The organism is Synechocystis sp. PCC 7509, assembly GCF_000332075.2.
GTDB lineage: Bacteria > Cyanobacteriota > Cyanobacteriia > Cyanobacteriales > Chroococcidiopsidaceae > Aliterella.
In genome coordinates this window covers 301,727-325,526 of the sequence record NZ_ALVU02000002.1, presented here as the reverse complement: position 1 = coordinate 325,526, position 23,800 = coordinate 301,727, and the positions used below count along the sequence as shown (strand labels likewise).

Here is a 23,800-nt window from a genome sequence, read left to right as displayed (position 1 = left end):
TATGCTCCTAAATAAAGAGTCTTTAACAGAGATGGACTGGAAAGAGAGATTATACATTGCTAATAATATTTATGTTGCCTACCCTCGGTTTAAGGAAATTTTATCAGCGATAGATGATTGTCATCATTTTTCTGACCTTAAAGATGAACCTGAATGTTTATTTTTAAAAGGAGAAACTGGAACTGGTAAAACTACTATTCTCAAGAGTTACGCTCAAGCTTATCCAAGGCAAGAAACGCCCTATGGTAGCATTGTTCCATTACTATCTATATCAATTCCTTCTCCGGCAACAGTTAAAAGTGTTGTAAGTAAACTACTTTGGGAATTGGGAGATCCAGCTTACGATAAGGGAACCACAAGTAATCAAACTATTAGACTAATTGGATTGATGAAAGAATGTGAGGTATCTCTGGTTTTTTTAGATGAGTTTCAGCATTTTATTGATCGAGATTCAGCTAAAGTACTTAAAACGGTATCAGACTGGTTGAAAAATTTAATTTTAGATACCAAAGTCCCAGTAGTTCTTGTTGGACTACCTGAAGCTGAAGCTGTTTTTAGATTTAACTCTCAACTAAGCCGGAGGTTTGCTAATAGACATAATCTTAGTTCTTTTTCTTGGTCAAATGATGAAGGAAGAGAATTCCGTACTTTTTTGCACGCAGTAGAATCACAGCTTCCTTTGATATCAAGCTCAAATTTAGCTCAGTTAGAAATGGCTCTGCGTTTTTACTATGCCTCTGACGGAGTTATTGCTTACGTGATGAAGTTAGTTCGTTATGGAACGCATTTAGCTTTAAAACAAGGTCAAGAAAAACTTGATTTTCCAATATTAGCTAGAGCTTTTGAGAAGTATGTAAAAGCTGACAAGTTTCATAAATCGAATCCTTTTATTACCGATAATTTCCTTCTAGATACAGAAAATTATCCCTTTGAAAAACAAAATTTTAACAAGGTAGAAGCTACTAATCAGAGAATTCAACCGAAGAAGAAGAAGCTTAAGGCTTCTGATGTTTTACATAAATAAAGAAAATGCGTTTGTCTTGTAATAAAAAACTTCTGCGTAGACCTCGCCCTTACCCAATGGAGAGTCTAGCTGGCTATATTATCCGACTTACTGAGAATAATCATTATCCTTCGGTTAATTGGATTTTTCAAATGTCTGGTTTAAAGAAAAGAGGAATGTATGCAAATGTATTCAGTCCTACAATAGATAATTTATCTCAACTGTGTCTCCTATCTGAAACAGAAGAAGATGTATTATGGTCAATGGCATTTCCTTGTGTCACCCAAACTTGCTTTCCAACTTTTAATACAATTCAGGTATTTGGAAATGTTGTCTCACCTTATGCTTTGAAGAAAAATTATGTAAAACTTTGTCCAATTTGTTTGAATGAATCAGCTTATTATCGTCAAATTTGGAATTTATCTATTTTTACCTCTTGTCCATTTCATCAGTGTTTACTAATTGATAGATGTCCGCAGTGCCAGCGAGGGATTAGCTGGTCTGGAGCTTCAGTAGTCAAATGTAAATGCCAATTTGACTGGCGCTCGATTCAACCAAAATCTATTGAGAGCGAACAGCTTAATTTATCTATTCATGTGTATAAGCTTTGCCAATCACCTAGTAATTGCTTAAGCAATAATCAAAATTTATTAGCTAATAATCTAGTTGAGCGACTTGACTTAAAGCACCTTATTACTCTTTTAGACGCTCTTGCTAGATTTTGTCAAATTCCTGCTATTAAACAAAGTCTCTTCGTTCAGGATAGCTGTCAGCTTTCCCCGGATAATTCTGATATTTATTTCAACTATATTTGGGGGTTATTTAAAAATTGGCCCGATTTTTTTTTCAACTCATTGAGGAATATGAAATTTATTTGAATCAACTATATGGCAGCTATTACATGACTAGCAAAGCTGACCTAGATATGTTCGCTTTTTTTCAAACTATCCTGAGTTGTTTTGCACCAGATAGTTGTCGTCCGATGAGAGAGGTTCTTGAAGATTATTTTTGGAAGTTTTTACTAAAAATGTCTCTCACAAAGCTTGTAGTGTCATTTTATAAACACTCTAAATTTTATTCCATTGACGTTCCCCTTAAAAAAGCGAGTAATTTCTTAAGGAGGTTAACTGATGAATTGGGTCTGGAAGGATTAACTTTAGCTAAACTTTTAGCTGGAAGTCAAATTGGTATTTATGAACAAACCATTTTCCTGAAAATGCCGTACTGTCTCTCTTCCTATTTAATGCAGAGATGAGTTATCGTTAGTTACTAGCCAATAGCAGAAATTTTCATCTATTGAGTAAATTTGTTCAGAAAATTTCACTTTTTGTGCAAATTATTTTCAACTTATGTGCAAATAGCGAGGCTGAAAGTGCCTAAATCCGTGGATGATTTTTCAACTTATGTGCAAACCGACAATAACGCGATCTCTCACTCCAGTGCGTCAATTACTCCTACGGAGGGGTTGCTTGACCTTTGGCTTCACGGTAAATCACCCCATACGCAGCGTTACTATCGCCGCGAAGCATTAAAGTTTCTGGGGGTTGTAAATAAACCCATTGATTCGATAACCTTAGCTGATATTCAGGGCTATTCCACTGCACTGCATCAAAGCTCCCTGGCTGTTTCTTCTGTTGCTAGGGCGATCGCGGCAATTAAATCTCTGTTTACTTTCGCTCATCAAAAAACGGGGTTGCTGAAAGCTAACCCCGCCGGAGCGGTAACTCTGCCCAAGGTGAAGGATTCCTTGGCAGAACGGATTTTACCAGAATGGGTGGTACAAACGATGATTGGTTTAGAACAGAATAAGCGCAACCGAGCGTTACTGAAGCTACTGTATGTTGCAGGGCTAAGGGTGTCAGAGGTGACGCAATTGCAGTGGTTCTCGCTGCAACCAAGGGATGTTGGGGGACAGGTGTTGGTCTACGGTAAAGGTGGTAAAACACGAGCAATTAAGCTGCCTGCATCACTTTGGCAGGAATTGCAATCATTGCGGGGTGATGCGGCAATTGGTGAACCAGTGTTTACTAGCCGTAAGAAAAAGGGGCATTTGAAGGAGATGCAGGTCAATCGCATTGTCAAAGCTGCGGCGAAAAGAGTGCCAGGATTAGAGGAGGCTGTAGCTGACGCTGTATCACCGCACTGGCTGCGTCATGCTCATGCCAGTCATGCAATGGATCGGGGCGCTCCGGTTCACTTGGTCAAAGAAACATTGGGTCATGCCAATATTGCTACAACTGGGCGCTATCTTCATGCGCGACCAACTGATAGCTCTAGTTTATATTTAGAATCTTGAGAGCATCCAATTAAAATTGACAAAGCCTGAAATCTATGCAAGTCCCATGACTTGGGTGCAGTATGACAGGCAAGGGGGGCGGCGCTGGCGTAGGGCGATAGCAAATAGGTTGCATACTTCTTATAGGAGATATTATATTTGATTCAGCTACCTACTTAATCTCACTTAAAACAATAGAAGAAGCCTTATGATGGAAGCTTTTAGGGATGAAATTGTCGAAGCAGAGAAGGGTAGAACGGATTTATTAAAGTGGAAGTTAATATTAGTTGCCGCATTGGGCGCTATTGGATTAGGTATAAGCAATCTTAGTTCAACTGCAAAGCCAATACTATCTTTGCATCTTACACTTTGTTTAATTCCGCTTGTATGTGTTTACGTTGATTTATTATGTAAGCACTTACAAATGCGTATACTTGTTATCAGCAAGTTTTTTCAGTCCGATGAATGCAGGAATAATACTGGTGAAATTTCATACTTCTGCTTATATGAAAGTTTCTGTGAAAAGTATCGTTCTGTATTTAGCTTGGAAGATTGGGCACAGCAATGGTCTACTCTGTTTTTATCTGTATTGATTATAGTTGCAACCCTGATTCTTAAGCTGCCAAGAACAGATTTATTGGTTCTTGTATTCTCTGGTATGTGTGGAATTATATTTACGCTTCTGATTGATAGAGCATATAAACGTAAAGGGGACAGCATAGGAAAGCCAAAAGAGAAAGACAAAAAGCTTACTTTAAAACAATTGATAGCTAAATTGTTTTCTAATAGTTTAGAAAAGCCAGAAGAGGAAGAGGTAGATCTCAAGGAGTCGGTACAAGGAGAAACAGGAAATGTTGATTATACAAAATAAAAAGATTCTCGACTTGATAAGAAATGAATACACAGTGGAAGAAATCCATGAAGTTATTGAATTTTTGAAAAACAAAAATACATTTGATTTCTGTTCACTCTCGACAGGATTATTTCCTGCTGCTCTGACCAGACACGAAACTCAATATACTGGTTATAAGTACGTTTGGGTAAGAGATAACATTTATGTTGCATATGCTCATTATGTTATTGGAGACTTTGATGTATCAATTAAATGCCTTAGTTCTTTAATAAAGTATTTTAAAAGCTATAGATACCGATTTGAGAAAATTATAGAAAATCCAAACCTAGCCAATGATATTATACAACGACCCCATGTAAGATTCGATGGAGAGAATTTGCAGGAGGTAGATGAAAAATGGTCTCATGCTCAAAACGATGCATTAGGTTATTTCCTGTGGCTCTACTGCAAATTATTAAACGAGGAGCTTTTAAAGCTAGAAAAAGAGGATATTGAGATTATTGCACTTTTTCCTTTATATTTCGATGCTATTTCTTATTGGAAGGATAAGGATAGTGGTCATTGGGAGGAAGAACGGAAAATAGAGGCTTCGAGTGTTGGTGTTGTTAAAGCAGGGCTAGAAGCGCTTCGACAAGCATTGATTGAATTGCCCAGTGTATCAAGTTACCTTGCTTACAAAGACAGACTCATTACTCTTGATTTTCTAAACGAACTGATTCAAAATGGTACAAAAGTGCTACATGAAATTTTGCCATATGAATGTAAAGAACCAAGTTCTAATGTAAGAAGGTATGACTCTGCCTTACTATTTCTCATATACCCTTTGAAAATTATTGATGGTGCAATTGCCGATCGAGTTCTTCAGGATGTAATTGACCATCTTCAAGGCGATTATGGAGTCAAAAGATATATTCGAGATTCTTTTTGGGCTGCTGATTATAAGAAAAAGCTTTCTCCCCAGCAAAGAACTATTGATGTAAGTGACGATATGTCATATCGCAACTCATTAATTCAAGAAGGTCAAGAAGCTCAATGGTGCATTTTTGATCCTATTATTTCAGTAATTTTTGGAGCTAAGTTCAAAGAGACAAATCAAGATGAGTTTCTGAAGCAACAAATATTTTACTTAAACCGTTCTTTGGGACAGCTAACGGGAGAAGAATGTGAAGCGGGCGAGTTTAAATGTCCAGAACTTTATTACATTGAAGACAATAAATATATTCCTAATGATGTTACTCCACTTCTCTGGACGCAAGCTAATTTGAGGATTGCACTAAAAAAAATGGAAGAGAGCCTATGTTTGTATCACCATAAAACATTACAGTAAAACCTGACGAGTGGCTGTACTCGGAACGGATTTGAACGCCGTGGGTTAAATGGCACTAAGTTAACGAAAAGTGTTAACAGGAGAGCGATTTTTTTCGGGGGAGATAGGCAACAACTAAGCAGGAGCTTTAAACATCAATCATCCCAAAGTCCTTGAAACTTGGTAGATGCGAGTTCGGTGTAACGAACAGTATGCTGAATATTGTTATGCCCTAGATAACTTTGAATTGTCCGAGTATCAGTACCTCGATTAGCCAGATAATAGCCCGTACCATATGGGCATGAACAGGAAAAGGTAGACCAGCGAGCGTGCCTGCCCGCTCAACAATTCCGCCTACAGTATCCTGTGCCAACGGTCCGTGTCGAGAAGATTGAAAAACATAGGGACTAATAGGATAATCACGTTGAAGCTTACGGAGTGAGCGAATTTCATCCCCGTAAAGTGGTTGAACCGAAGGAGTTCCCTTTTTGACTCGCTTAACGTAAATCGTTCCGCCGCTAAAGTCGATCTGCTCCCACCTCAAGGCTGTCGCCTCTACCACCCTCAATCCGTGGCGGTAGATCAACAAAATTAGGATGGAGTCCCGATGAGCATGGCGACCCTGAGATTTTTTGATGGCTCTCCGCATTGCCTCAACTTCTGCTGGTAACAAATGCTCTCTAGTTCTGACTTCGGAATACTTGCGAGCGTTAGGAGATTTACGAAGGGATTTTTCTGTTTTACCAACTTTTGGTAGTTGGATAGTTTTAGTCGTCATTGCCCAACCCCGTGCAAAACTTGGGGTGTATGCTCTAATTTTACCAACTTATGCTCCAAAGTTGGTAAGTACAGCAGATTGTAGGTTTATTGAGTACAGTAACAACAGTTGGCAAACCAGTTGCGTAAATGTTTGGGATTGATTAAATCAAGAGCAGTGGCCAGGAGGACATCAACCATGTTTGTAGTAGCAGGAGAAAATTGACGTAAGAAAGACTTGAGCTGCGACCACCATAGTTCAATAGGGTTGAAGTCTGGAGAATATGGGGACAAATTAAGTACCCTTGCACCGATAGATTTAATTATTGGTTCAATTGAAGCGATTTTGTGAGCGGGAAGATTGTCCATGACCACCACTGCCCCTGCCCATAATTGCGGCACTAAACACTTTTCAATAAAGACTTTAAAAGCATCACCATCCATCGCCCCATCTAGAGTCATTAATGCCACAACACCAGTTAAACTAATTGCACCAATCACCGTTACCCTTAGACCTCGATAGAAAGGTTTTAAATCATACACTCTACTACCACGAGGGGAACGAGCATAAGTTCTGGTCAACCCCAGCATCACACCTGTTTCATCTAAGAATACTAGATTGTGAGGTTCAATATTCTTAACTTGCTGCCAATACTCGCCTCTGAGCTTTTGCACTCTCTCCGTTGCTGCTTGAGTGCTGCGTAACGTCTTTTTTTTCGCGTCAACTGCTGTTTTTGTAAGGCGCGGCACATTGTACTGGTGCTGTACCAAGAAGAGTAAGTTTCTCCCCAATGCTCACAATATTCACTTAGCGTTGCATCTGGATAATTTTCCACCATTTGAGCAAGTTCCATTGAGTATTCCTCCAACTCACTCTTCATTGCGCCGCCCTGTTTTTTTGGTTGCACATGACCAGTCAGCTTCTTCTGTTTCACCACTCTTTGGACAAATGCTTTACTCACATCGAATTTGGCTGCTAACTTCCGAATAGATGTGTCTCCTCGCGCATAGGCTTTGACCACTTTTTCTCGGAAATCAATAGAGTAAGCTTTCATTAGACCTGTCGATAATACTTACAGCCAACTGTACTCTATCTCGTTGAAATCTGCTGTAACCCTCTTCTGTCACTCTCCGAAAAGATTTATTATTTTTAAATTCTAAAGTTCTTATATAGTAAGCGATAGCAGCTTTTTTTCTTAATACCAATTCATGAAAGCGTGGAACTTACTAAAATTATATTAGCAAACGCCGTATTGCCTAGTATACCTTGTGTTCAGAAAGTATTAATAAGAGAAGAAACCGGAGTCTGACAAAAGAGGGGTAAGTTGGATGCCAGCACTTTTCCACAAATCTTTGGCAAGTTGTAGAGAAATGTAGCCTTTATCTGCAAACACTTTACCGAAAAGTTGTTGTAGCAATTTAGGAACAGGTTTACGGTCGTCAATATTGCCTGGAGTTATTTGACAGTTAAGTAACTCACCTTTGTCATTGACGACCAAATGTAGTTTAAAACCAAAAAACCAATCTACCGAGGTCTTGCCACGAGCAGCAAGATTTTGAAATACTTGATGCTGATGGATGCGCTTATTGTGACAGACCCGGAGGCTAGTGGAGTCCATGAAACTGATCCCACTACAAGCGCCAAAACGAGAACGTAGATAGGCGCATAAGGGTATTAAAATGCTAGGGAGCCATTCCACAAACCGATTGTAGCTTACAAGTCTGGGAAAATAAGCCTGCCAATGTTTTTGCACCTTTTCCAAGTAGTAAGTTTTAAAATTCCGGTAACAAGACTGATGAAAGCTAATCACAATCGTCATGATTTCGCTCAAGCATAGGGTACGTGAACGTTTGCGCTTTCTTAAATTATGACTGAGCAATTGCTGCTCCCACCGTGGTTCAAAGATTTGGCAAAAATCATCGACGGAGCAGAATAGGTCTTCTAAACTAAGCATAAGGCATCCAGGTAGATTGATTAGTTGGTACTTTCAGACTACCTGTTTTGCCCCTTTTTTAGCTTTTTCCTTATCCCGAACTGACGTTATTTAAGAGTTTGAAATTAAAACGTTTACTCAGTAGAGATTCTAGGCTTAATCCGGTTTTTTGTTTCGATGATCGTCGCTACCCAGTTATGGGTAAAGTCACATTAATTGGTGTGATCGCCGATTAACTGGAATAGGGTGGTACTTCTTGACGCATATCTGCGGTAGTTTTAGCTTTATTTCGGTTACGCCACCAGCGATCTAAGGAAAAAACATTATATTGGCACGTTGCCAGCAAAATAAATAGCACAATGCCATAAACAAGTTGGCTTCCGGCGGCTTGCCAATTTTGTACCGATGTTACACCCATCATCAGCATGACCATTAAGGCAAACGTTACCACTAAAGCTAGGCGGGTTGAGAGTCCTAAAGTAATTAAAATGCCTACCACTAACTCAATAATTGGCACTAAAAAGGCATTGATGCGTACTAAAGGTTCGGGGAAATACGAACCTTCCAGGGTTTTAACGGTTTCTTCCACAAAGCCGGGAATATTGCCAATGCGGGTAAAGCCATGATTGAAAAAGTTGACACCAAGAAGCAATCGTAAGAATAAGTGAGCTAGGGCGAGGTCCTTGGGTTTGAAACCAGTAGTTGTTTTGTCTAGCATAATCAAGTCTCCAATAATAATTATTTACGTCCTAAATATTTGCTGATAACTTCCGTTGCTAGGAGGCGACGGGGTGACATAATTAAGCGCACTGGGCGATCGCGTAACAGATAGGTTTGCAGCCAACAGAGAAGCACAACCAATCGATTTCGCAATCCAGGCAAATATACTAAATGCACTCCCAGCCACATAATCCACGCGAGAAAACCTGTAACTTTCCATTTGCCAATTAAACCAACTCCTGAATAACAACCAATGATCGCTAATCTCCCTTTATTAAAATAGCGAAATGGTTTTGGCTCTTGACCGCGCAGTTGCCTGGTAATATTTTGAGCTACGGTAACACCTTGCTGGAGAGCTTCTGGCGCGACACCACTTAAGGGTTTATTTGCTTGTTCGACGTAAGCCGCATCACCAATTGCATAGACATTTGGATAGGTAAGGGATTGTAAAGTTGGTCTAACAAGCAACTTGCCTTTACTTGACTTTAAAAGCTCCTCCGATAAGTCAGGAATTGCTGCTTCCAAACCCGCTACCCAAATAACAGTAGCGGTGGAGATTTTTTGACCATCACTGAGGTAGACTTCTGTATCTGAAATTTGTTTAACGCGCGTTTCCAGACGAACATCAACCCCTAGTTTTTGCAGATACTTTTGTGCAGCCAGACCAAGTTTAGCAGGCAATTCTGTAAGTAAGCGATCGCTCGCTTGCAATAGACTTAATTTAACTTCGCGCCAGTTTAAACTAGGATACTCGCGGCGGATGCGGCTGCGTAACAATTCCACAAAAGCCCCAACTATTTCTACTCCAGTAGCACCACCACCCACAATCGCAAAGGTAAGTAAATGCTGACGATGTTCTGGTTCGAGTCGAGAGGCAGCTTCAAAGCAAGCGAAAATGCGATCGCGCAGTGTCACCGCCTCCTCTAATGTCCGTAAGGGCAATGCAAATTCTGCCGCTCCAGCAACTCCTAAATACTGCGTTTGACTTCCTGTTGCTACCACCAAATAATTGTATTGGATATCTAATCTATCTGTGCGGATAACTCGCTCGGAAAAATCAATTTGTTCCACTTCTGCCATGAGAAAATGACCGTAGCGACGACGCAAAATAGTCCGCACCGGGTAAGCAATAAGTTCCGGTTCTATCTGTGCTGTTGCCACCTGGTACAGCAACGGCACAAAAGTGTGATAGTTATTGCGATCGATGAGTAAAACATCTTTGCCAGAACGAGCTAAAGATTTCGCCGCTTGCAGACCACCAAACCCCGCACCAATAACTACAATGGAAAACTTTTGCGCTGTTGCCGATTTGAGCCAGTGCGATCGCCCATAATTCATATTTATTGCTCATCTCAAGTCAACTGGCTTCAATAGTAGCTAAGTTGCTCAAAAACTTCCGTTAAAAATCAGATTATTTTGCTCTGTAGTTATATGTAGCGACCCCATATTACAGTGAGGCGATTGCTCAATGAACAGTGCTGAAAGCGATCGCCTCCTTTGACTGCAATTTAATCACTGTCACAGCATTGTGTTTTATCCGCCACAGGACTGTAATACTCAAGTGCTTAACTATTGATATGAGCAAAGATGATGCTTGCTCCTCACACCCGATTCAACTTTTGCCCTCCTAATGCAATGCCGCGTAGGAGGGTATTTTATTGACTCAGTTTTTGTTGTCGGCTAACTACGGCATTATGCTTCAAGCCTTGCTGTTTACAGGGGTATGAGTATCATTCGTGCAGAAAACCGGGCTAAGAGAAGTTACAGGGGTAATACAAATGTTTTTAAAAGCTGAAACCCTTATTCTATCGTTGAGCAGTGACTCGACATCGGCATTAGCCAATGCTCTTGGTTATCACGATAATTCTTACCTAACAAAGCTTTTAAGCTTAACTCGGTTTTCGTCGGCTCCGATAATACTCATACCCCTATCTAACGGTTTTATCCAGGTTCACTCGGCAACAAAATCAAAAGCAACAGCGTCTTCGAGAATAGCAAACAAGGCGTTTTTAACAATTTCGTGCTTGGGATGCGGTAGATAGAAGTCGCGTGCTGCTGCGCTTTCAAAAGTGGTGAGAAAGCCATGCGTAAAGCCTTTGTTAAATCCTTCAGGACTGGAATAAGCACCGCTAGAACAGTAATTAATTCCAGGAATAGACTGCTTTAATTCCTCAACTGCTTGCAGAACTTCAGCGATTGTCGTGTCGTTCACATCTTGTTTAAATTTGAGCAGCACCATGTGATGAACTTGAGGCATAATTAGGCTCCAAAACTATATGATATGCAAACAGCACTACTAAAGATGGCAATTGAGTTCAGTCAAATATATCAGCTTTAATAAAGCTATCAGGGATACCAAGGGAAGAAATTCGGAACTTTTTCGGGCTAAAGGTAGCAAGTTGTAAAAGCTCAGGTAGTGCATTGAGGGCGATCGCCACCAATTAGTCAGGAAAGCTTTTGCACTATTGCTGACGAGCTTAAATCGAATCATCCACCCATCCACAATTGGGGCAATCGAAATGAATAATATGAAAATTCACTTGTGGGAAATGGTACTTGCACTTAGGGCAAACGCTAGTAAATAGCGGGTGATTGTCTAACAGCCATAACTGATCCTCTATTGTTTTTTGCTTGGGCTGTAAGATTAATTCGCCGTTGTAATAAGTAGCTCCTTCTGGCTCCCACTGCTCCTCATTAGGGTTTAGGCTGAAAGGATTTCCAAATGGCTCGTCACTATTTTCTGACGATTGGGGCTGCAAACCTAGAAAGTCTATAAAGTGCCTGTTCTCTGAGTCGGGGTCAGGTCGCAGGGATAATTCGTTGCTTAAAAAATATTATAATGATTGAGAAGAACGAGTTGGAGAAAAGAAATGGGGGCGAACTTAATCACTTCACTCCAGGAAATTAGAGATTTTCGAGCATCTCAAGGTAGACGTTATCCTCTATGGCTAATTTTGCTATTAGTAATTATGGGAACGATAAGTGGATGCCGAAGTTACTACGCCCTAGAAGACTTTGGGGCGCGCCACTATGGGACAGTGAGTGAGAAATTAGGACTAACAGTAACTCGCCTGCCATCAGATACTACTTTTCGCCGCATCTTACAAAAGCTCGATTTTCAAACATTGGCACAGCAGTTTGAGCAATGGGTTAACAGCACATTTACTCTCGAACCTAATGAGTGGGTGGCAATAGACGGCAAAAGTATTAGAGGAACGGTCACAGAACCGGGAACAGCTTACCAAAACTTTGTTTCTTTGGTTTCAGTTTATAGCCATCAACAAGGAGTCGTGCTTGCCGCCCAACAGTTTGAATTCGCTTCACAATAGTGAATTGAAAGTAGTGCAAACAATTCTGAAGGCATTGAATCTTGAAGGAGTGGTGTTCACCATGGATGCACTGCACTGCCAAAAAAAATACTAAGCTGATTATTGAGGGCGGCAACGATTACGTTATCACCGTTAAAGAGAATCAACCACGACTCCTAACACAACTTAAAACGATTGCCGAAACTCAAGAACCCTACGAACGATTTGTTGAGGCTTGAGAAGACTCGTGGGCGAACTACTTGTCGAATCGTGAAAGTCTTCACTGAACTCAAGAACATTGACCTTGATTGGGTAGGAGTACAAAGCTTGATTCAAGTAGAACGCATCGGCATCCGCTCAGGAAAGAAATATTTACAGACTAATCATTACATTAGCTCCTTAGTTTCACAGGCTACTACCTTTGCCAATGGGATTCGTCAGCATTGGGGAATTGAGAATCGCCTGCACTGGGTCAAAGATGTGATTTTTGGTGAAGATAATGCGCCGTTGAGTAACTATAATGCTGCCACCAACTGGTCTATTATTCGCAATATCGCCATCAATCTTGCTCGTTTCAGTGGATATGACTCTCTGACAAAGGCGGAACGATTTCTTGCCCATGACATCGACAAGCTATTTTTACTTCTAGAATGAATTATCCCTGGTTCAGCATCCCACCGCGCTCTTCCCAACAAATGTTGAAACCGATAGGGATTAGGGTATCCCACCTGCTCTGACATTTGCCAGCCATTTTTGTGTTCTACCGGACACATCAAAGCTTGAATGTAGTCAAACGCTGTTTGACAAGCTTCTGCACGGGCGTAGTACTTCCCTATCCGTTGCTGGAATGACTTGAGGCTATCGCTCCATCCACAGAGTGCTTCCAATGCTGCTCCACTGGGAAATAGATTGAGAGTCTCCTGCATCACCACCGCCTGCGCTTACTTTTACTCTCTCATTCTATCTACAACTGTAATGGTATGAGGCTGTGTTGCAGTATCGATCTTTTTAAAAAAGTGTAGATTTTATCGCCCAACAATTGTTTTGCCCAGGTTAGTAAAGTCAATCGCTTGTAGTTAGCGCTGTTGCGTAGCTCTGGAAAGTAGATTAGCGACTGTTTGCGATAGGTATTCGCTGTTTTATAATCTTTTTGCAGCAGAGGTTTCCAGGCTATTGCTAAATACGCACGCCCATAGGCTCGATCTTTTAAGTGTTGTAATGGCAAAGGAACAGATTCAAACGTCTTATCAATTGTTCTGAGTCTATGCAATAAATGTTTTTCTATGTTATTGGACTTGCTTTGAAGATGCTGGCGGTAGGAAACTAGAGGTTCTCTAATTAAAGCAAAAGAACAATTTGCCGCAATCCGAATCCACATATCCCAATCTTCTGCCGAAAGCAAATTAGAGTCAAATTCCCCAACAGATTCAAAGCAACAGCGACGAATCATTGGCACGCTACCGCATAAAACTAAATTTTCTTCGATTATCTGATTCCAGACATTGCCCTCTGCTTCTGGGGCAGGTACAGTAGCTAAATAATTGCCTTGTTTGTCTATATTTTCGATCCAAGTATTAACTAAACCTATACCAGGATTTGCCTCTAAGCACTGCACTTGTTTTTCTAGTTTTGTTGGCTTCCACAAATCGTCGCTGTCTAAAAAAGCTATGTAATCTCCTGAAGAAACAGCAATCCCAATGTTTCGAGCTACAGCTACACCTTGATTAGCTTGAACTACTGTTTTTATTCGTGGGTCTTCAAGATTACTAATCCACTCTTGTGTATTATCCGAACTTCCATCATCAATAATTATTACCTCAAAATCAGTGAAAGTTTGGTTAAGGACGCTTTCTACTGTTTTTGGTAAGTAAGTTAGGGAATTGTAAGTAGGAATAACTACTGAAACAGTCACCATAAATTTTTTTAGCTGATTTTATAAAAACTCAACAATATTTTACTGAATTTTAGCACTTAAATTTCGGGCGCTGATAAAAGGTCATTTATAAAGAACAGCCACCTCTAAATTTTCGGTTGATAGGTAAAAAGAGGCTAAGATGCCAGCAATTCTCATTATGACTTTGGACTATTCAAGCAGATGAAAACGGGGTAAGGTAAAAGAGTCTCAACCTAGCTAAGGGAGTCGAAGATGTTGACCCCGAAGTGCAAGTTCGAGAGTCTGATAGGGTTCTTTCGTAACGTGCTGCAAAAGTTACCAGACAAGCGAACAGGCAAGAATACGCGCTATGGGATGGAAGATGCAGCTTTAAGTGCGTTTAGTGTGTTTTATACTCAAACGCCATCGTTTCTGTCGTATCAACGGACAATGGCAGCTACCAAAGGACGCAGCAATGCCCAGAGCTTGTTTGGGGTGCATCAGATACCGTGCGACAACCAGATTCGCGACTTGCTGGATGGGGTGAAACCGCAGTGTGTGTTTCCTGTATTTGAGGAAATCCTGCTCTTGCTGGAGCAAAGTGGAGAGTTGGAGGCATTGCGGTCGTTTGGAGAAACGCTATTAGTGGCAATGGACGGGGTGGAATATTTCAGTTCTCACTCAATTCATTGTCCTGAGTGTTCGACGCAGACTGCCAAGGATGGAACGGTGCGGTATTTTCATGGGGCGGTGACTCCTGTGATAGTCAGTCCAGGACGCTCGACAGTGGTGCCAATGGTGCCGGAATTCATCGTGCCGCAAGATGGGATGAACAAGCAGGATTGTGAGATTGCTGCCGCGAAACGCTGGTTGGCGACTCACGCTCAGACCTATCGCTCGATGGCAATTACAGTGCTGGGGGATGACCTGTATTGTCACCAACCGTCCTGTGAGGCCTTGCATTTTCACTCGTTCAACTTTATTTTGACCTGTCGCCCCGACTCCCACAAGACACTGTATAAACATCTCAGCGGCATCGCCTTACCCACGGTTATCTGTAAACGCTGGACGGGTAAAACCGCAGGGATAATTCATTCTAGAAGTAAAAATAGCTTGTCGATGTCATGGGCAAGAAATCGTTCCGCCTTTGTCAGAGAGTCATATCCACTGAAACGAGCAAGATTGATGGCGATATTGCGAATAATAGACCAGTTGGTGGCAGCATTATAGTTACTCAACGGCGCATTATCTTCACCAAAAATCACATCTTTGACCCAGTGCAGGCGATTCTCAATTCCCCAATGCTGACGAATCCCATTGGCAAAGGTAGTAGCCTGTGAAACTAAGGAGCTAATGTAATGATTAGTCTGTAAATATTTCTTTCCTGAGCGGATGCCGATGCGTTCTACTTGAATCAAGCTTTGTACTCCTACCCAATCAAGGTCAATGTTCTTGAGTTCAGTGAAGACTTTCACGATTCGACAAGTAGTTCGCCCACGAGTCTTCTCAAGCCTCAACAAATCGTTCGTAGGGTTCTTGAGTTTCGGCAATCGTTTTAAGTTGTGTTAGGAGTCGTGGTTGATTCTCTTTAACGGTGATAACGTAATCGTTGCCGCCCTCAATAATCAGCTTAGTATTTTTTTTGGCAGTGCAGTGCATCCATGGTGAACACCACTCCTTCAAGATTCAATGCCTTCAGAATTGTTTGCACTACTTTCAATTCACTATTGTGAAGCGAATTCAAACTGTTGGGCGGCAAGCACGACTCCTTGTTGATGGCTATAAACTGAAACCAAAGAAACAAAGTTTTGGTAAGCTGTTCCCGGTTCTGTGACCGTTCCTCTAATACTTTTGCCGTCTATTGCCACCCACTCATTAGGTTCGAGAGTAAATGTGCTGTTAACCCATTGCTCAAACTGCTGTGCCAATGTTTGAAAATCGAGCTTTTGTAAGATGCGGCGAAAAGTAGTATCTGATGGCAGGCGAGTTACTGTTAGTCCTAATTTCTCACTCACTGTCCCATAGTGGCGCGCCCCAAAGTCTTCTAGGGCGTAGTAACTTCGGCATCCACTTATCGTTCCCATAATTACTAATAGCAAAATTAGCCATAGAGGATAACGTCTACCTTGAGATGCTCGAAAATCTCTAATTTCCTGGAGTGAAGTGATTAAGTTCGCCCCCATTTCTTTTCTCCAACTCGTTCTTCTCAATCATTATAATATTTTTTAAGCAACGAATTATCCCTGGGTCTGGCACAGATGGGTGGGGCGCTTATGAGCGCCATCTTCCTGTAGAGCGGCATGAAGTAGGAAAGCAGAAAACTCAGACCATTGAGCGTAAGCATCTGAATTTGAGAACGAGGATTAAGCGCCTTGCGCGTAAGACAATTTGTTTTTCCAAGTCGGAATTGATTCATGACTTGGTCATTGGACTATTTATCAATCGCTATGAGTTTGGTCTACCAATATAAAGCAAAATAACACATCTAAGACACTACCCCTATTAGTAGGTAGAGATCGACGTTTCCGGAATCGTCTCTTGTTCCTGTGAAGTAAATAATAACCAGTTGAACAGTTCGTTTTAGCTGCCTGTTGCAGGTTGTGTTACCAAAATTAGACAAATACTATTTGTAGTAATACTACAAATAGAAATACTATTAATGATGGTATTTAGGCAAGTTTTCGCAACATAACCAAGAATTTGAGCGCGTCAAACCTCTATTAGGAGATTAAACTAATGAAATCAAAAGCTTTGCTTTTAGCCTTAACTATACTCGGTGCTGGTGCTGTCAATTTTCCTGTAAATGCTTCCCCCATCACACTTAAAGGTGAACAAGGTGTATACGTTGTAGATTTTGAAGCAGGGACTTATCAGGGTTGTGTGAAAAGAAACAAATGTCTTTACTTAGGATCAAAGCATAAGATTGGATCTAAGACTTGGCAGAATGGCAATTATAAATATGAAATCACTTATGAAGGAGTGGTGGTCACTAAAAATGGAAAACTTATCTTTAGTGACTATATACCTTCCTTATCGGGAGCAGAATAAAAAAGTTGCTACTATTGCGTTTTGGTGAAATAAAAGTAATTCAAGCGTAGTTAAGCAGTCTTCAGACAGAGGATGGCAGGAAAGCGGAAGGTATCAACGCAATTCATCAACTGAGGGATTGCGCGTTGAAGGATTACAGCAACTTACCCTTCCCTTATAAGCAACCCACTCCAGTCCTCCCTTAAGTGCAGCTTCAGAGGTGTAGTAAATCTTGCACTCCCCAAATACCGCCCCACCAGAGCTTATCAATCGGAACTGCCAGCAGTGGGCTTCAGTGTAGAACACCATTAGGGTCGCACTATCAATCCCGATAATCCTTTACTTTATTGATGTCACTTTTTATACTAAAAGGAGAGCTATGTTTTCTTCTAGAAGAAAATTTCTTGTTTTAATTTCTGCATTTGTAGCAACACCAGTTGTTTTGTTAGGTACCCAAAAGTTTGTAAAAGCACAAGTGGTGAAAGGTAGAAAATTAAAGATTACAAAGATTAGAAATAAGGATGTGCAGATTGAAGAAGGTGGTGAAAGAAGCGCAAGAATTACAGTGAGAGGTAATAAGCGAGCGAGGTCTTTTGAGGCAGTAGATAAAGGTAATAAATATATTACAGGCTACTTTCCTTTTGGGGAGGAGTTCTCTTCACTGGAAGATTTAACAGCTTCGGTCATTGAGTCAGGACAATTAGACATTGATTAAAAATTAAACAAAATAGCTTAAGAGTTATAAAAAATGGCAACTAGAAAGAATGTTAGAAGTCTAACAGTAGCAGAGAAACAAGAATTTGTTAATGCTTGTTTAGCTTTAAAAGACGGCGGTAAAGCTGGAAATAAATGGGATGAGCTTGTAGTTGTACATGCTCAAATGAGCAATGTATTTACTCCTAATGGAAGTAATAGAACACAACCACATGGAGGTCCAGCTTTTTTTGCTTGGCATAGATATCATTTATCTTTATTTGAAAAGGCATTGCAAGCTGTAAGTGGCAACAAATATTTAGGAGTTCCTTATTGGGATTGGACAGATGATGCTAGTAACCCATTTAACTCACCTATTTTTGCTAACGATTTTATGGGTGGTAATGGAGATACCTCAGACGGGTCTTATGTTGTGAGAACAGGACCTTTTAGATATGGTAATTGGACGATTGTAAATGAGTCTGGTAATCCTGTGATTTATTGGAATAATAGATTTAATGGCGCTTTAAAACGCAATTTTGGAGCTGCAATTACTGGATTTCCTACTCTAGACCAATTAAATAATGCTGTCTGGATAAGGAATTATGATTCTCCTACTTATGACCAAAATAGCAGCAACTCAGCTCGTAATGCTATAGAAGGTTTTGCAAATGGTCCTCAACTTCATAACAGAATTCATAGATGGATCGGGGAAACTATACGCAATTCTACTGCCCCTAATGATCCTATTTTCTATCTTCACCATTCTATGATTGATAGATGTTGGGCTAGATGGCAATCTGGTAATGGGTCTGATACTTATATCACTAATCCTAATCAAGTACCTTATCGACATGGCTTAGATGACCCTATGTTACCTTGGGGCAACGTTACCCCAAGACAAATGTTGTACTACGGCAACCTAGACTATTCTTACGATAGGTTACGCTAAGATTAATTTAAGTTAAATATTAACAGAGTGTTAACAATTAACACTCTTTTTTACTAAAAAGAAAACCTTAGAAAAAATTTATGGGTTTGTCAAATTGTTTGTGTCAAGCATGAAAGTCAAGTTGGAAATCGCTCTTCATAGACGATCGCAAATCGATTCGGTAGTGCATTAGAGTATTGTGGGATAGGTGGCAATGTCGTTCCAAGTCCAGGATAGAGAGGCTAATCCTGCTCGTTGTGCAGCCGTTGTGTTGAGGCGACTATGCCGCCAAATCCAGTTAAAGTAGCTGACTACTAATCGTGTTGTTACCTCTGTCTGCTCCCATACTTTGCCAAACTTGTTCTGTCGTCGATGCCATCTCCCAGTCTGTTGTCGAACAATGCCATTGGTGCGCTCCAGTCGCTGTGTTCTATTTTTGCCAACATAGTGCTGAATCTCAGGGGGTAAGACGCGCTCATAGCCACCCCAATCATCGCTGTTGAATTGTTTACAGTCCGTTTTTCCCTCTGTACTCATAACCAATTGTTCAATCAGTTCATCAGTGTGTTTACCGACTCGTGCTGCCAGGATTAAGCCACTCGAATCGGCAAGGCTTAACCCAATCCAGCAATCTCCGACCTCTCGTTCTTGGGAGCAACACTGTTTCTGTTTTTTGAAACAAATGACCACATTTCATCTCCACTCACTTCCTCAGTTTGAACGGCTTGAACTTCAGCGTTATGCACCAGTTGTGCTTTCTGACTCGCAGCGCGAACAATACTCAAGGGCAGTATTGTAAGCAAGTCCGGTGATGCGACTAATCCCGCGCAAGCTACTGCCTTCGCTGTGGGCTTGCAGCACTTGGCGAATTTGCTCAGGATTGACATGACGGCGATAGTACAAACTATCAAAGCTTTCCGAGAAGGTTTGCTTGCAAACAGGGCAAAGATAGCGTTGATGTCCGTTGGGCATCTTGCCGTGTTTATGGGCTTTAAAATGACCACACAAAGGGCATTGCATAGATGAGTTGCAGATGAGAGATCCTCTCTACTCTACCAATCCCACGTTCGTTTGACGCACTACCATCGATTCAAAGTAGCTTTCCAATCCTGGTAAGTAGAACGAGGTGAAAAAACCAAACCGTGTAAAGATAAGTAAATATGTATAATGTGTCTACCAAGGTAACAGGGATATGGGCAGCCGTTTAAGGGTGTTTCTAAGCAGAGAACAAGATAAAACTCTTTTCAACTTGAGAACGGCAGATGGGTAGTGTCTTAGATGTGTTATTTTGCTTTATATTGGTAAACCAAACTCATAGCGATTGATAAATAGTCCAATGACCAAGTCATGCATCAATTCCGACTTGGAAAAACAAATTGTCTTACGCGCAAGGCGCTTAATCCTCGTTCTCAAATTCAGATGCTTACGCTCAATGGTCTGAGTTTTCTGCTTTCCTACTTCATGCCGCTCTACAGGGAGATGGCGCTCATAAGCGCCCCAATACTGTTCGGTTAAGTCTTAAGCCGTGCTGTGAATAATAGACCTCTTGCAAAAATAAGCTTTAAGATTGATTTGTATTTAAGTTAAGCTCGTAGTTATAAATAGAAGCTATTAAATTAAACCTTAATCCAAATCTTTTTCTTCTATTTCTATATCTCCCTTGTAAAATCCTAAATCTTTTTAAATGAGCAAAAATATTCTCAATAATTATTCTCTCTTTAGCTAACTCTCTATTCTCTTTTTTCTCTGCTACAGAAAGCTTACTTTTTCTTGGCTTCTTTTTAGGTGTTTGACTGAAATGATGATGCTTCTTAATTCCTTGGTATCCCTTATCTGCTAAACATCTAATCTTTTTTCTAATTCTTATTTTACTTCTTTTATATAACTTGAAGTCATGCTCTCTCCCTTTGCCATAAGCGGTACATAGTATTTGCCCATTCTTTTGATCAATAATCACTTGGGCTTTCAACGTATGTCTTTTTTTCTTGCCGCTATAATAGGTTTTTTGTTTTTTTTAGGTCTTTCTATGGGAGTTTCGCTTACATCTATTACTACGGTTTCTAGCTGACAATCATCGGCGATTAATCTTTTTTTTCTTGGTAGTCTTAGTTGAGGAGCTTTGATTAAAATGTTTTCAATTTTCTGAATAATTCGGTAGGCTGTGGACTCATTTACTCCCCAAGTAGCACCTAAATGAAAAAAAGTTCTATACTCTCGTAAATATTCTAAGAGCATTAAAATTTTGTCTTCGATCCTTAATTTTGGTGGTCTGCCAGGTTTCTTTCGTGATTTTTCCGCTTGCTTGACTATTTCTACCCTTTGATTAAAAGTGTCAAAGTGGATTCCAGTCAAGCGTTTAAAATCTTCCGCCTTTAAGTTTTTTACCTTTTTATAAGTCACTTTTGCTTCTACGCAGGTCACTTCTCTATGATTTTATCACTAACTTTTGCAAGAGGTCTATTGAGGCAACTATAACGCCGCTTCCCATTGGAGGATGTTCCATGTTTCTTTACCTCTGTACTTTGGCAGTGAGGGCAGTGAACAGCTAACCAAACAGTCATAGTTATTCGTCAACCTAATTTTATTAAACCTAATTATTATCTACCATTTCTAAATTGCTTTTTAACAAATCTAAGACACTACCGTTTTTTTGAACTAACTGCAACTTGTTGAGCTACGGCGGTGTATTTCCCCTCAGCGTAGCTTTGAATCCAGGTTTCTGAGATCCCGCTAACTCTACAAATAGCGGCAATTGACAAGCGTTCGGCGGAATAGCCTATCAATCAGCTTTTTGTTTTCTTCTGTAACTGGACGATTGCGGGGGTTTAGCACAAATTGTCTATTGCAGGTTCGGCATTTATGATTTTGGTTGCCGTTGTGGATAAAGCCATTTTTTACTATCCTTTGTGACCCGCATTTTGGACACTTTAGCTTCTCCTCACTCATACAACTCTCTCTACATACTCTTTACACTTATCCTTACATATTTGGCACTACCAACTGTTCTAGTCAACCGTATACCCAAATAGTTCAAACCAAAGCCAACTTATATTATGTTCGTAGATAAATTGAATGTTTCCAACAAGGCGACTTATTCCAGCCGGCAGGGGTTTATTGACTATTGTAACAGGGAATCACAATACTAACTAAGGGTTCATTGTACATTTTTATCCCTTTAAATTAAACTTGAGAGTAATTACTTTTAACCGGGGATACTCTAAACTTATCGAATTTATAATTACCTCTCATGTATACAATAAGACTAAGGATTCTAAATATTTTCCTTTCTTCAGACTTGGTAAAGAACTCTAAAGGTTTATACCAATTAATATGTCCATAAAGTGTATCAATTAATTCTTTTTCTAAAGGAGTAATAGATAACCAAATTTCGTGTAATAATTGACTATTTTTTAGATAATAGGTGAAGGTAGGCCAACTAGTTGTATTAGCTAGGCTGGGAGTGAGATAGTCTTTAGTTTTAAATTTAGAACTAAAAATAGTTTTGTCTAATAAAAAATCTATAAAACTAAAATCAGGTTTAAGATTGTTATTAGCATTTCTTACTGTGGTACCACAGATATTAGTAACAACTTTCCTCCACAGTTTTGCATTAATACGCCAATCTGCTTTCATACGATCATAGCAATTAATAACTTCTAAATCAGATAAGAAATTGTCATAGGGGAAGATCCGAAACATACTATTAAAGGAGAGACCTGCAGAATAGCATAGAGGTCTACAACGTTTATCAGCTAAATACAATCTATATTTATCTGATACTTCCTTAGGTGAAGAACCGAACCAAGCATTAAGTCTGTCGTGTAGGCATTTAGCCAAAGGTGTAAATATATCCACCGGGGGGTCTATATAGTTATTAAAATTGTTATTAATTACCGGAGGGTTTGCAAAAACATACCAGTAATAAGCGACCCATCCTAAAATCTTGGGGTGTTTTCTATCTATACCACATTCTTTAAATAGGAAGTCTGCTGAACAAGAAGATAAAACAGATTGAGCATTATATTTATAAACTATTTCATCCCTAAAACCTAAGAAGTGGCTATCATAGATAGACCACATACCTTCAGAATACTTTACACTATCCTTTAAAGTTCTAGGATAATAATCTTTATCTCGTTGTAATCCTACTAAAGGAACTTTAGTGTCTTTACATAATAGATGAGCTACTTCATTTTCATTATTTAATTCATCATATAAATTAAAAGCAGTTAAGTTTTCTGGATTATCGGCAGCGTACAATACTAATCGAGAGTCTAATCCACCGGAAGTAAAGGTACTTACATTAGGTAAGTAGGTTCTATTCTTTATAGCTTTCTTTATAGCTTTAGTAGTTTCTTCAACAGCTTCTTTTAAATTGTTAAATGGTATTAGTTTAAAAGGTTCCCAATAAGTTTCTACTGAGTAGGTATTTGTTTCTAAATTCCATGTGTGTATAGTTGCTGCTCCAGCATATTTTATTTCTTTATAAAAAGTATGGGGTGGCGTACACTTATGATAGTGCAGAAATTCCGATACAGATACTAAATCTATATTTGTATCTACAATACTAGATATTGTATTCGGAGAACTACTAACAATACAATTATCTATATCTTCAGGATTATAAATAAAAGTAGGTACATACCCTAATCTATCTGTTACAAGATAAACTATATTGTTATGTTTAATAATGATAGTGGCGGCTCCACTAAGATTTAAAGCTACCTTATCTATTCCTCCATTAATAAAGTTATCTAAAATTAATTTATTACTTAAAGACGTTCTATCCTTAAAACTTTCATAAATCTCTTTTTCTATAGTTGGTTTTCCAAAACAATATATAGATATATTAAATTCTGTTAAGTGTAGTGGTTTGTATAAGAATAAGGAATCAAATATAGAAAATAAAGAATTATTATCTGTATAACTAATTTCTGAATTCATAGGTAAAGATTTTAATGACTGCTCTAAATCTTTATCTAATAACTTCTTAAGTTTGTATAAAAATCCTGCCATGTATATTGTTCCTCTCAAATAGTTTCCAACAAGGCAACTTATTCCAGTCGGCGGGGGGTTCAAGTTAAGACTCTGACTGAGTATAGCATACAGGGCTGTTTTGCG

At 39.7% G+C, this 23,800-nt stretch carries 26 protein-coding genes and 6 pseudogenes; 14 read left to right on the top strand and 18 right to left on the bottom strand.

Annotation, left to right across the window (positions count from 1 at the left end; genetic code table 11):
• Positions 1-31 precede the first annotated feature (31 nt).
• The 6 genes from SYN7509_RS0222805 (at position 32) to SYN7509_RS0222780 (ending at position 5,458) form a co-directional block, all read left to right on the top strand.
• Positions 32-1,024: a TniB family NTP-binding protein gene (locus SYN7509_RS0222805; RefSeq protein ID WP_202807374.1), complete on the top strand. Its 993-nt coding sequence runs from the start codon at positions 32-34 to the stop codon at positions 1,022-1,024.
• Positions 1,025-1,035: 11 nt separating this feature from the next.
• Entirely contained in the window at positions 1,036-1,881 is an 846-nt protein-coding gene (locus SYN7509_RS0222800; RefSeq protein ID WP_158506191.1) for a TniQ family protein, read from the top strand.
• A gap of 23 nt (positions 1,882-1,904) precedes the next feature.
• Positions 1,905-2,258 carry a hypothetical protein gene (locus tag SYN7509_RS0222795; protein WP_009629961.1) on the top strand — a complete coding sequence of 118 codons (354 nt, stop codon included), beginning with the start codon at positions 1,905-1,907 and terminating at the stop codon, positions 2,256-2,258.
• 117 nt (positions 2,259-2,375) lie between these two features.
• Entirely contained in the window at positions 2,376-3,299 is a 924-nt protein-coding gene (locus SYN7509_RS0222790; RefSeq protein ID WP_202807373.1) for a tyrosine-type recombinase/integrase, read from the top strand.
• A gap of 187 nt (positions 3,300-3,486) precedes the next feature.
• Positions 3,487-4,149, top strand: coding sequence for a hypothetical protein (locus tag SYN7509_RS0222785; RefSeq protein ID WP_009630110.1), 663 nt, complete (start codon positions 3,487-3,489; stop codon positions 4,147-4,149).
• Positions 4,130-5,458 carry a glycoside hydrolase family 15 protein gene (locus SYN7509_RS0222780; protein ID WP_009630111.1) on the top strand — a complete coding sequence of 443 codons (1,329 nt, stop codon included), beginning with the start codon at positions 4,130-4,132 and terminating at the stop codon, positions 5,456-5,458. The genes SYN7509_RS0222785 and SYN7509_RS0222780 overlap by 20 nt, the downstream gene beginning before the upstream one ends.
• Before the next feature lie 134 nt (positions 5,459-5,592).
• Here the strand turns inward: SYN7509_RS0222780 and SYN7509_RS26960 are convergent.
• From SYN7509_RS26960 to SYN7509_RS29930, 8 genes and pseudogenes are all read right to left on the bottom strand, one after another.
• A pseudogene (locus SYN7509_RS26960) lies at positions 5,593-6,086 on the bottom strand (tyrosine-type recombinase/integrase).
• Positions 6,087-6,301: 215 nt separating this feature from the next.
• Complete coding sequence (locus SYN7509_RS30830) at positions 6,302-6,868, bottom strand: IS630 family transposase (RefSeq protein WP_009630113.1); 567 nt, start codon at positions 6,866-6,868, stop codon at positions 6,302-6,304.
• Entirely contained in the window at positions 6,808-7,215 is a 408-nt protein-coding gene (locus tag SYN7509_RS30825) for a helix-turn-helix domain-containing protein (protein ID WP_202807372.1), read from the bottom strand. Before SYN7509_RS30825 ends, SYN7509_RS30830 begins: the two co-directional genes overlap by 61 nt.
• 303 nt (positions 7,216-7,518) lie before the next feature.
• Positions 7,519-8,148 (bottom strand): annotated as a pseudogene (locus SYN7509_RS26950) (IS982 family transposase); the annotation flags it as partial.
• Between the two features lie 211 nt (positions 8,149-8,359).
• Positions 8,360-8,845: a DoxX family protein gene (locus tag SYN7509_RS0222755; protein ID WP_009629896.1), complete on the bottom strand. Its 486-nt coding sequence runs from the start codon at positions 8,843-8,845 to the stop codon at positions 8,360-8,362.
• A gap of 20 nt (positions 8,846-8,865) precedes the next feature.
• Positions 8,866-10,185 (bottom strand): NAD(P)/FAD-dependent oxidoreductase, encoded by a 1,320-nt coding sequence (locus tag SYN7509_RS0222750; protein ID WP_009629897.1) that lies wholly within the window; start codon positions 10,183-10,185, stop codon positions 8,866-8,868.
• A 613-nt stretch (positions 10,186-10,798) separates the two neighbouring features.
• Complete coding sequence (locus SYN7509_RS0222745) at positions 10,799-11,104, bottom strand: Dabb family protein (RefSeq protein ID WP_028954538.1); 306 nt, start codon at positions 11,102-11,104, stop codon at positions 10,799-10,801.
• Positions 11,105-11,143: 39 nt separating this feature from the next.
• Positions 11,144-11,338, bottom strand: coding sequence for a hypothetical protein (locus tag SYN7509_RS29930; protein WP_148298171.1), 195 nt, complete (start codon positions 11,336-11,338; stop codon positions 11,144-11,146).
• 379 nt (positions 11,339-11,717) lie between these two features.
• Here SYN7509_RS29930 and SYN7509_RS26945 point away from each other — a divergent pair, with 379 nt between their 5' ends.
• The 3 genes from SYN7509_RS26945 to SYN7509_RS0222735 all read left to right on the top strand — a co-directional run bounded on the left by SYN7509_RS26945 (position 11,718) and on the right by SYN7509_RS0222735 (position 12,809).
• Positions 11,718-12,176, top strand: coding sequence for an ISAs1 family transposase (locus tag SYN7509_RS26945; protein WP_009630086.1), 459 nt, complete (start codon positions 11,718-11,720; stop codon positions 12,174-12,176).
• A gap of 65 nt (positions 12,177-12,241) precedes the next feature.
• A complete protein-coding gene (locus tag SYN7509_RS30330) occupies positions 12,242-12,394 on the top strand; it encodes a hypothetical protein (RefSeq protein ID WP_009630085.1) in 153 nt (50 codons plus the stop codon).
• 31 nt (positions 12,395-12,425) lie between these two features.
• A complete protein-coding gene (locus SYN7509_RS0222735) occupies positions 12,426-12,809 on the top strand; it encodes an ISAs1 family transposase (RefSeq protein ID WP_009630084.1) in 384 nt (127 codons plus the stop codon).
• Positions 12,810-13,119: 310 nt separating this feature from the next.
• Here SYN7509_RS0222735 and SYN7509_RS0222730 read toward each other — a convergent pair whose 3' ends face one another.
• Entirely contained in the window at positions 13,120-14,070 is a 951-nt protein-coding gene (locus SYN7509_RS0222730; protein WP_009630082.1) for a glycosyltransferase family 2 protein, read from the bottom strand.
• Positions 14,071-14,331: 261 nt separating this feature from the next.
• Here SYN7509_RS0222730 and SYN7509_RS31115 point away from each other — a divergent pair.
• A pseudogene (locus tag SYN7509_RS31115) lies at positions 14,332-15,105 on the top strand (ISNCY family transposase); the annotation flags it as partial.
• Positions 15,106-15,119: 14 nt separating this feature from the next.
• Here the strand turns inward: SYN7509_RS31115 and SYN7509_RS28860 are convergent.
• The 3 genes from SYN7509_RS28860 to SYN7509_RS26930 form a co-directional block, all read right to left on the bottom strand.
• A complete protein-coding gene (locus SYN7509_RS28860) occupies positions 15,120-15,503 on the bottom strand; it encodes an ISAs1 family transposase (RefSeq protein ID WP_009630084.1) in 384 nt (127 codons plus the stop codon).
• 31 nt (positions 15,504-15,534) lie between these two features.
• Positions 15,535-15,687 (bottom strand): hypothetical protein, encoded by a 153-nt coding sequence (locus SYN7509_RS30320; RefSeq protein ID WP_009630085.1) that lies wholly within the window; start codon positions 15,685-15,687, stop codon positions 15,535-15,537.
• Positions 15,688-15,752: 65 nt separating this feature from the next.
• Positions 15,753-16,211 (bottom strand): ISAs1 family transposase, encoded by a 459-nt coding sequence (locus SYN7509_RS26930; RefSeq protein ID WP_009630086.1) that lies wholly within the window; start codon positions 16,209-16,211, stop codon positions 15,753-15,755.
• A gap of 71 nt (positions 16,212-16,282) precedes the next feature.
• On the opposite strand from SYN7509_RS26930, the pseudogene SYN7509_RS28855 reads away from it, so the two are divergent.
• The 4 genes and pseudogenes from SYN7509_RS28855 to SYN7509_RS0222700 all read left to right on the top strand — a co-directional run.
• Positions 16,283-16,498: pseudogene (locus tag SYN7509_RS28855) on the top strand (IS1 family transposase); the annotation flags it as partial.
• A 266-nt stretch (positions 16,499-16,764) separates the two neighbouring features.
• Entirely contained in the window at positions 16,765-17,076 is a 312-nt protein-coding gene (locus SYN7509_RS26925; RefSeq protein WP_009630091.1) for a hypothetical protein, read from the top strand.
• 358 nt (positions 17,077-17,434) lie between these two features.
• Positions 17,435-17,770 (top strand): hypothetical protein, encoded by a 336-nt coding sequence (locus SYN7509_RS0222705; RefSeq protein ID WP_009630090.1) that lies wholly within the window; start codon positions 17,435-17,437, stop codon positions 17,768-17,770.
• 33 nt (positions 17,771-17,803) lie between these two features.
• A complete protein-coding gene (locus tag SYN7509_RS0222700; protein ID WP_009630089.1) occupies positions 17,804-18,700 on the top strand; it encodes a tyrosinase family protein in 897 nt (298 codons plus the stop codon).
• Between the two features lie 168 nt (positions 18,701-18,868).
• Here the strand turns inward: SYN7509_RS0222700 and SYN7509_RS29400 are convergent.
• The 6 genes and pseudogenes from SYN7509_RS29400 to SYN7509_RS0222670 all read right to left on the bottom strand — a co-directional run bounded on the left by SYN7509_RS29400 (position 18,869) and on the right by SYN7509_RS0222670 (position 23,695).
• Positions 18,869-19,699 (bottom strand): annotated as a pseudogene (locus SYN7509_RS29400) (IS1 family transposase).
• A gap of 273 nt (positions 19,700-19,972) precedes the next feature.
• A pseudogene (locus SYN7509_RS29925) lies at positions 19,973-20,179 on the bottom strand (IS1 family transposase); the annotation flags it as partial.
• Positions 20,180-20,240: 61 nt separating this feature from the next.
• A protein-coding gene (locus SYN7509_RS27925) for an IS5 family transposase (RefSeq protein WP_227501586.1) occupies positions 20,241-21,079 on the bottom strand; the annotation gives its coding sequence in 2 pieces (ribosomal slippage) (positions 20,241-20,695 and positions 20,695-21,079; 840 coding nt in all).
• Positions 21,080-21,096: 17 nt separating this feature from the next.
• Positions 21,097-21,240, bottom strand: coding sequence for an IS1/IS1595 family N-terminal zinc-binding domain-containing protein (locus SYN7509_RS28840; protein WP_084610784.1), 144 nt, complete (start codon positions 21,238-21,240; stop codon positions 21,097-21,099).
• A gap of 175 nt (positions 21,241-21,415) precedes the next feature.
• Complete coding sequence (locus SYN7509_RS31940) at positions 21,416-21,625, bottom strand: IS1/IS1595 family N-terminal zinc-binding domain-containing protein (RefSeq protein ID WP_432205689.1); 210 nt, start codon at positions 21,623-21,625, stop codon at positions 21,416-21,418.
• A 234-nt stretch (positions 21,626-21,859) separates the two neighbouring features.
• A complete protein-coding gene (locus SYN7509_RS0222670) occupies positions 21,860-23,695 on the bottom strand; it encodes an asparagine synthetase B family protein (protein ID WP_009630801.1) in 1,836 nt (611 codons plus the stop codon).
• Between the last annotated feature and the right edge of the window lie 105 nt (positions 23,696-23,800).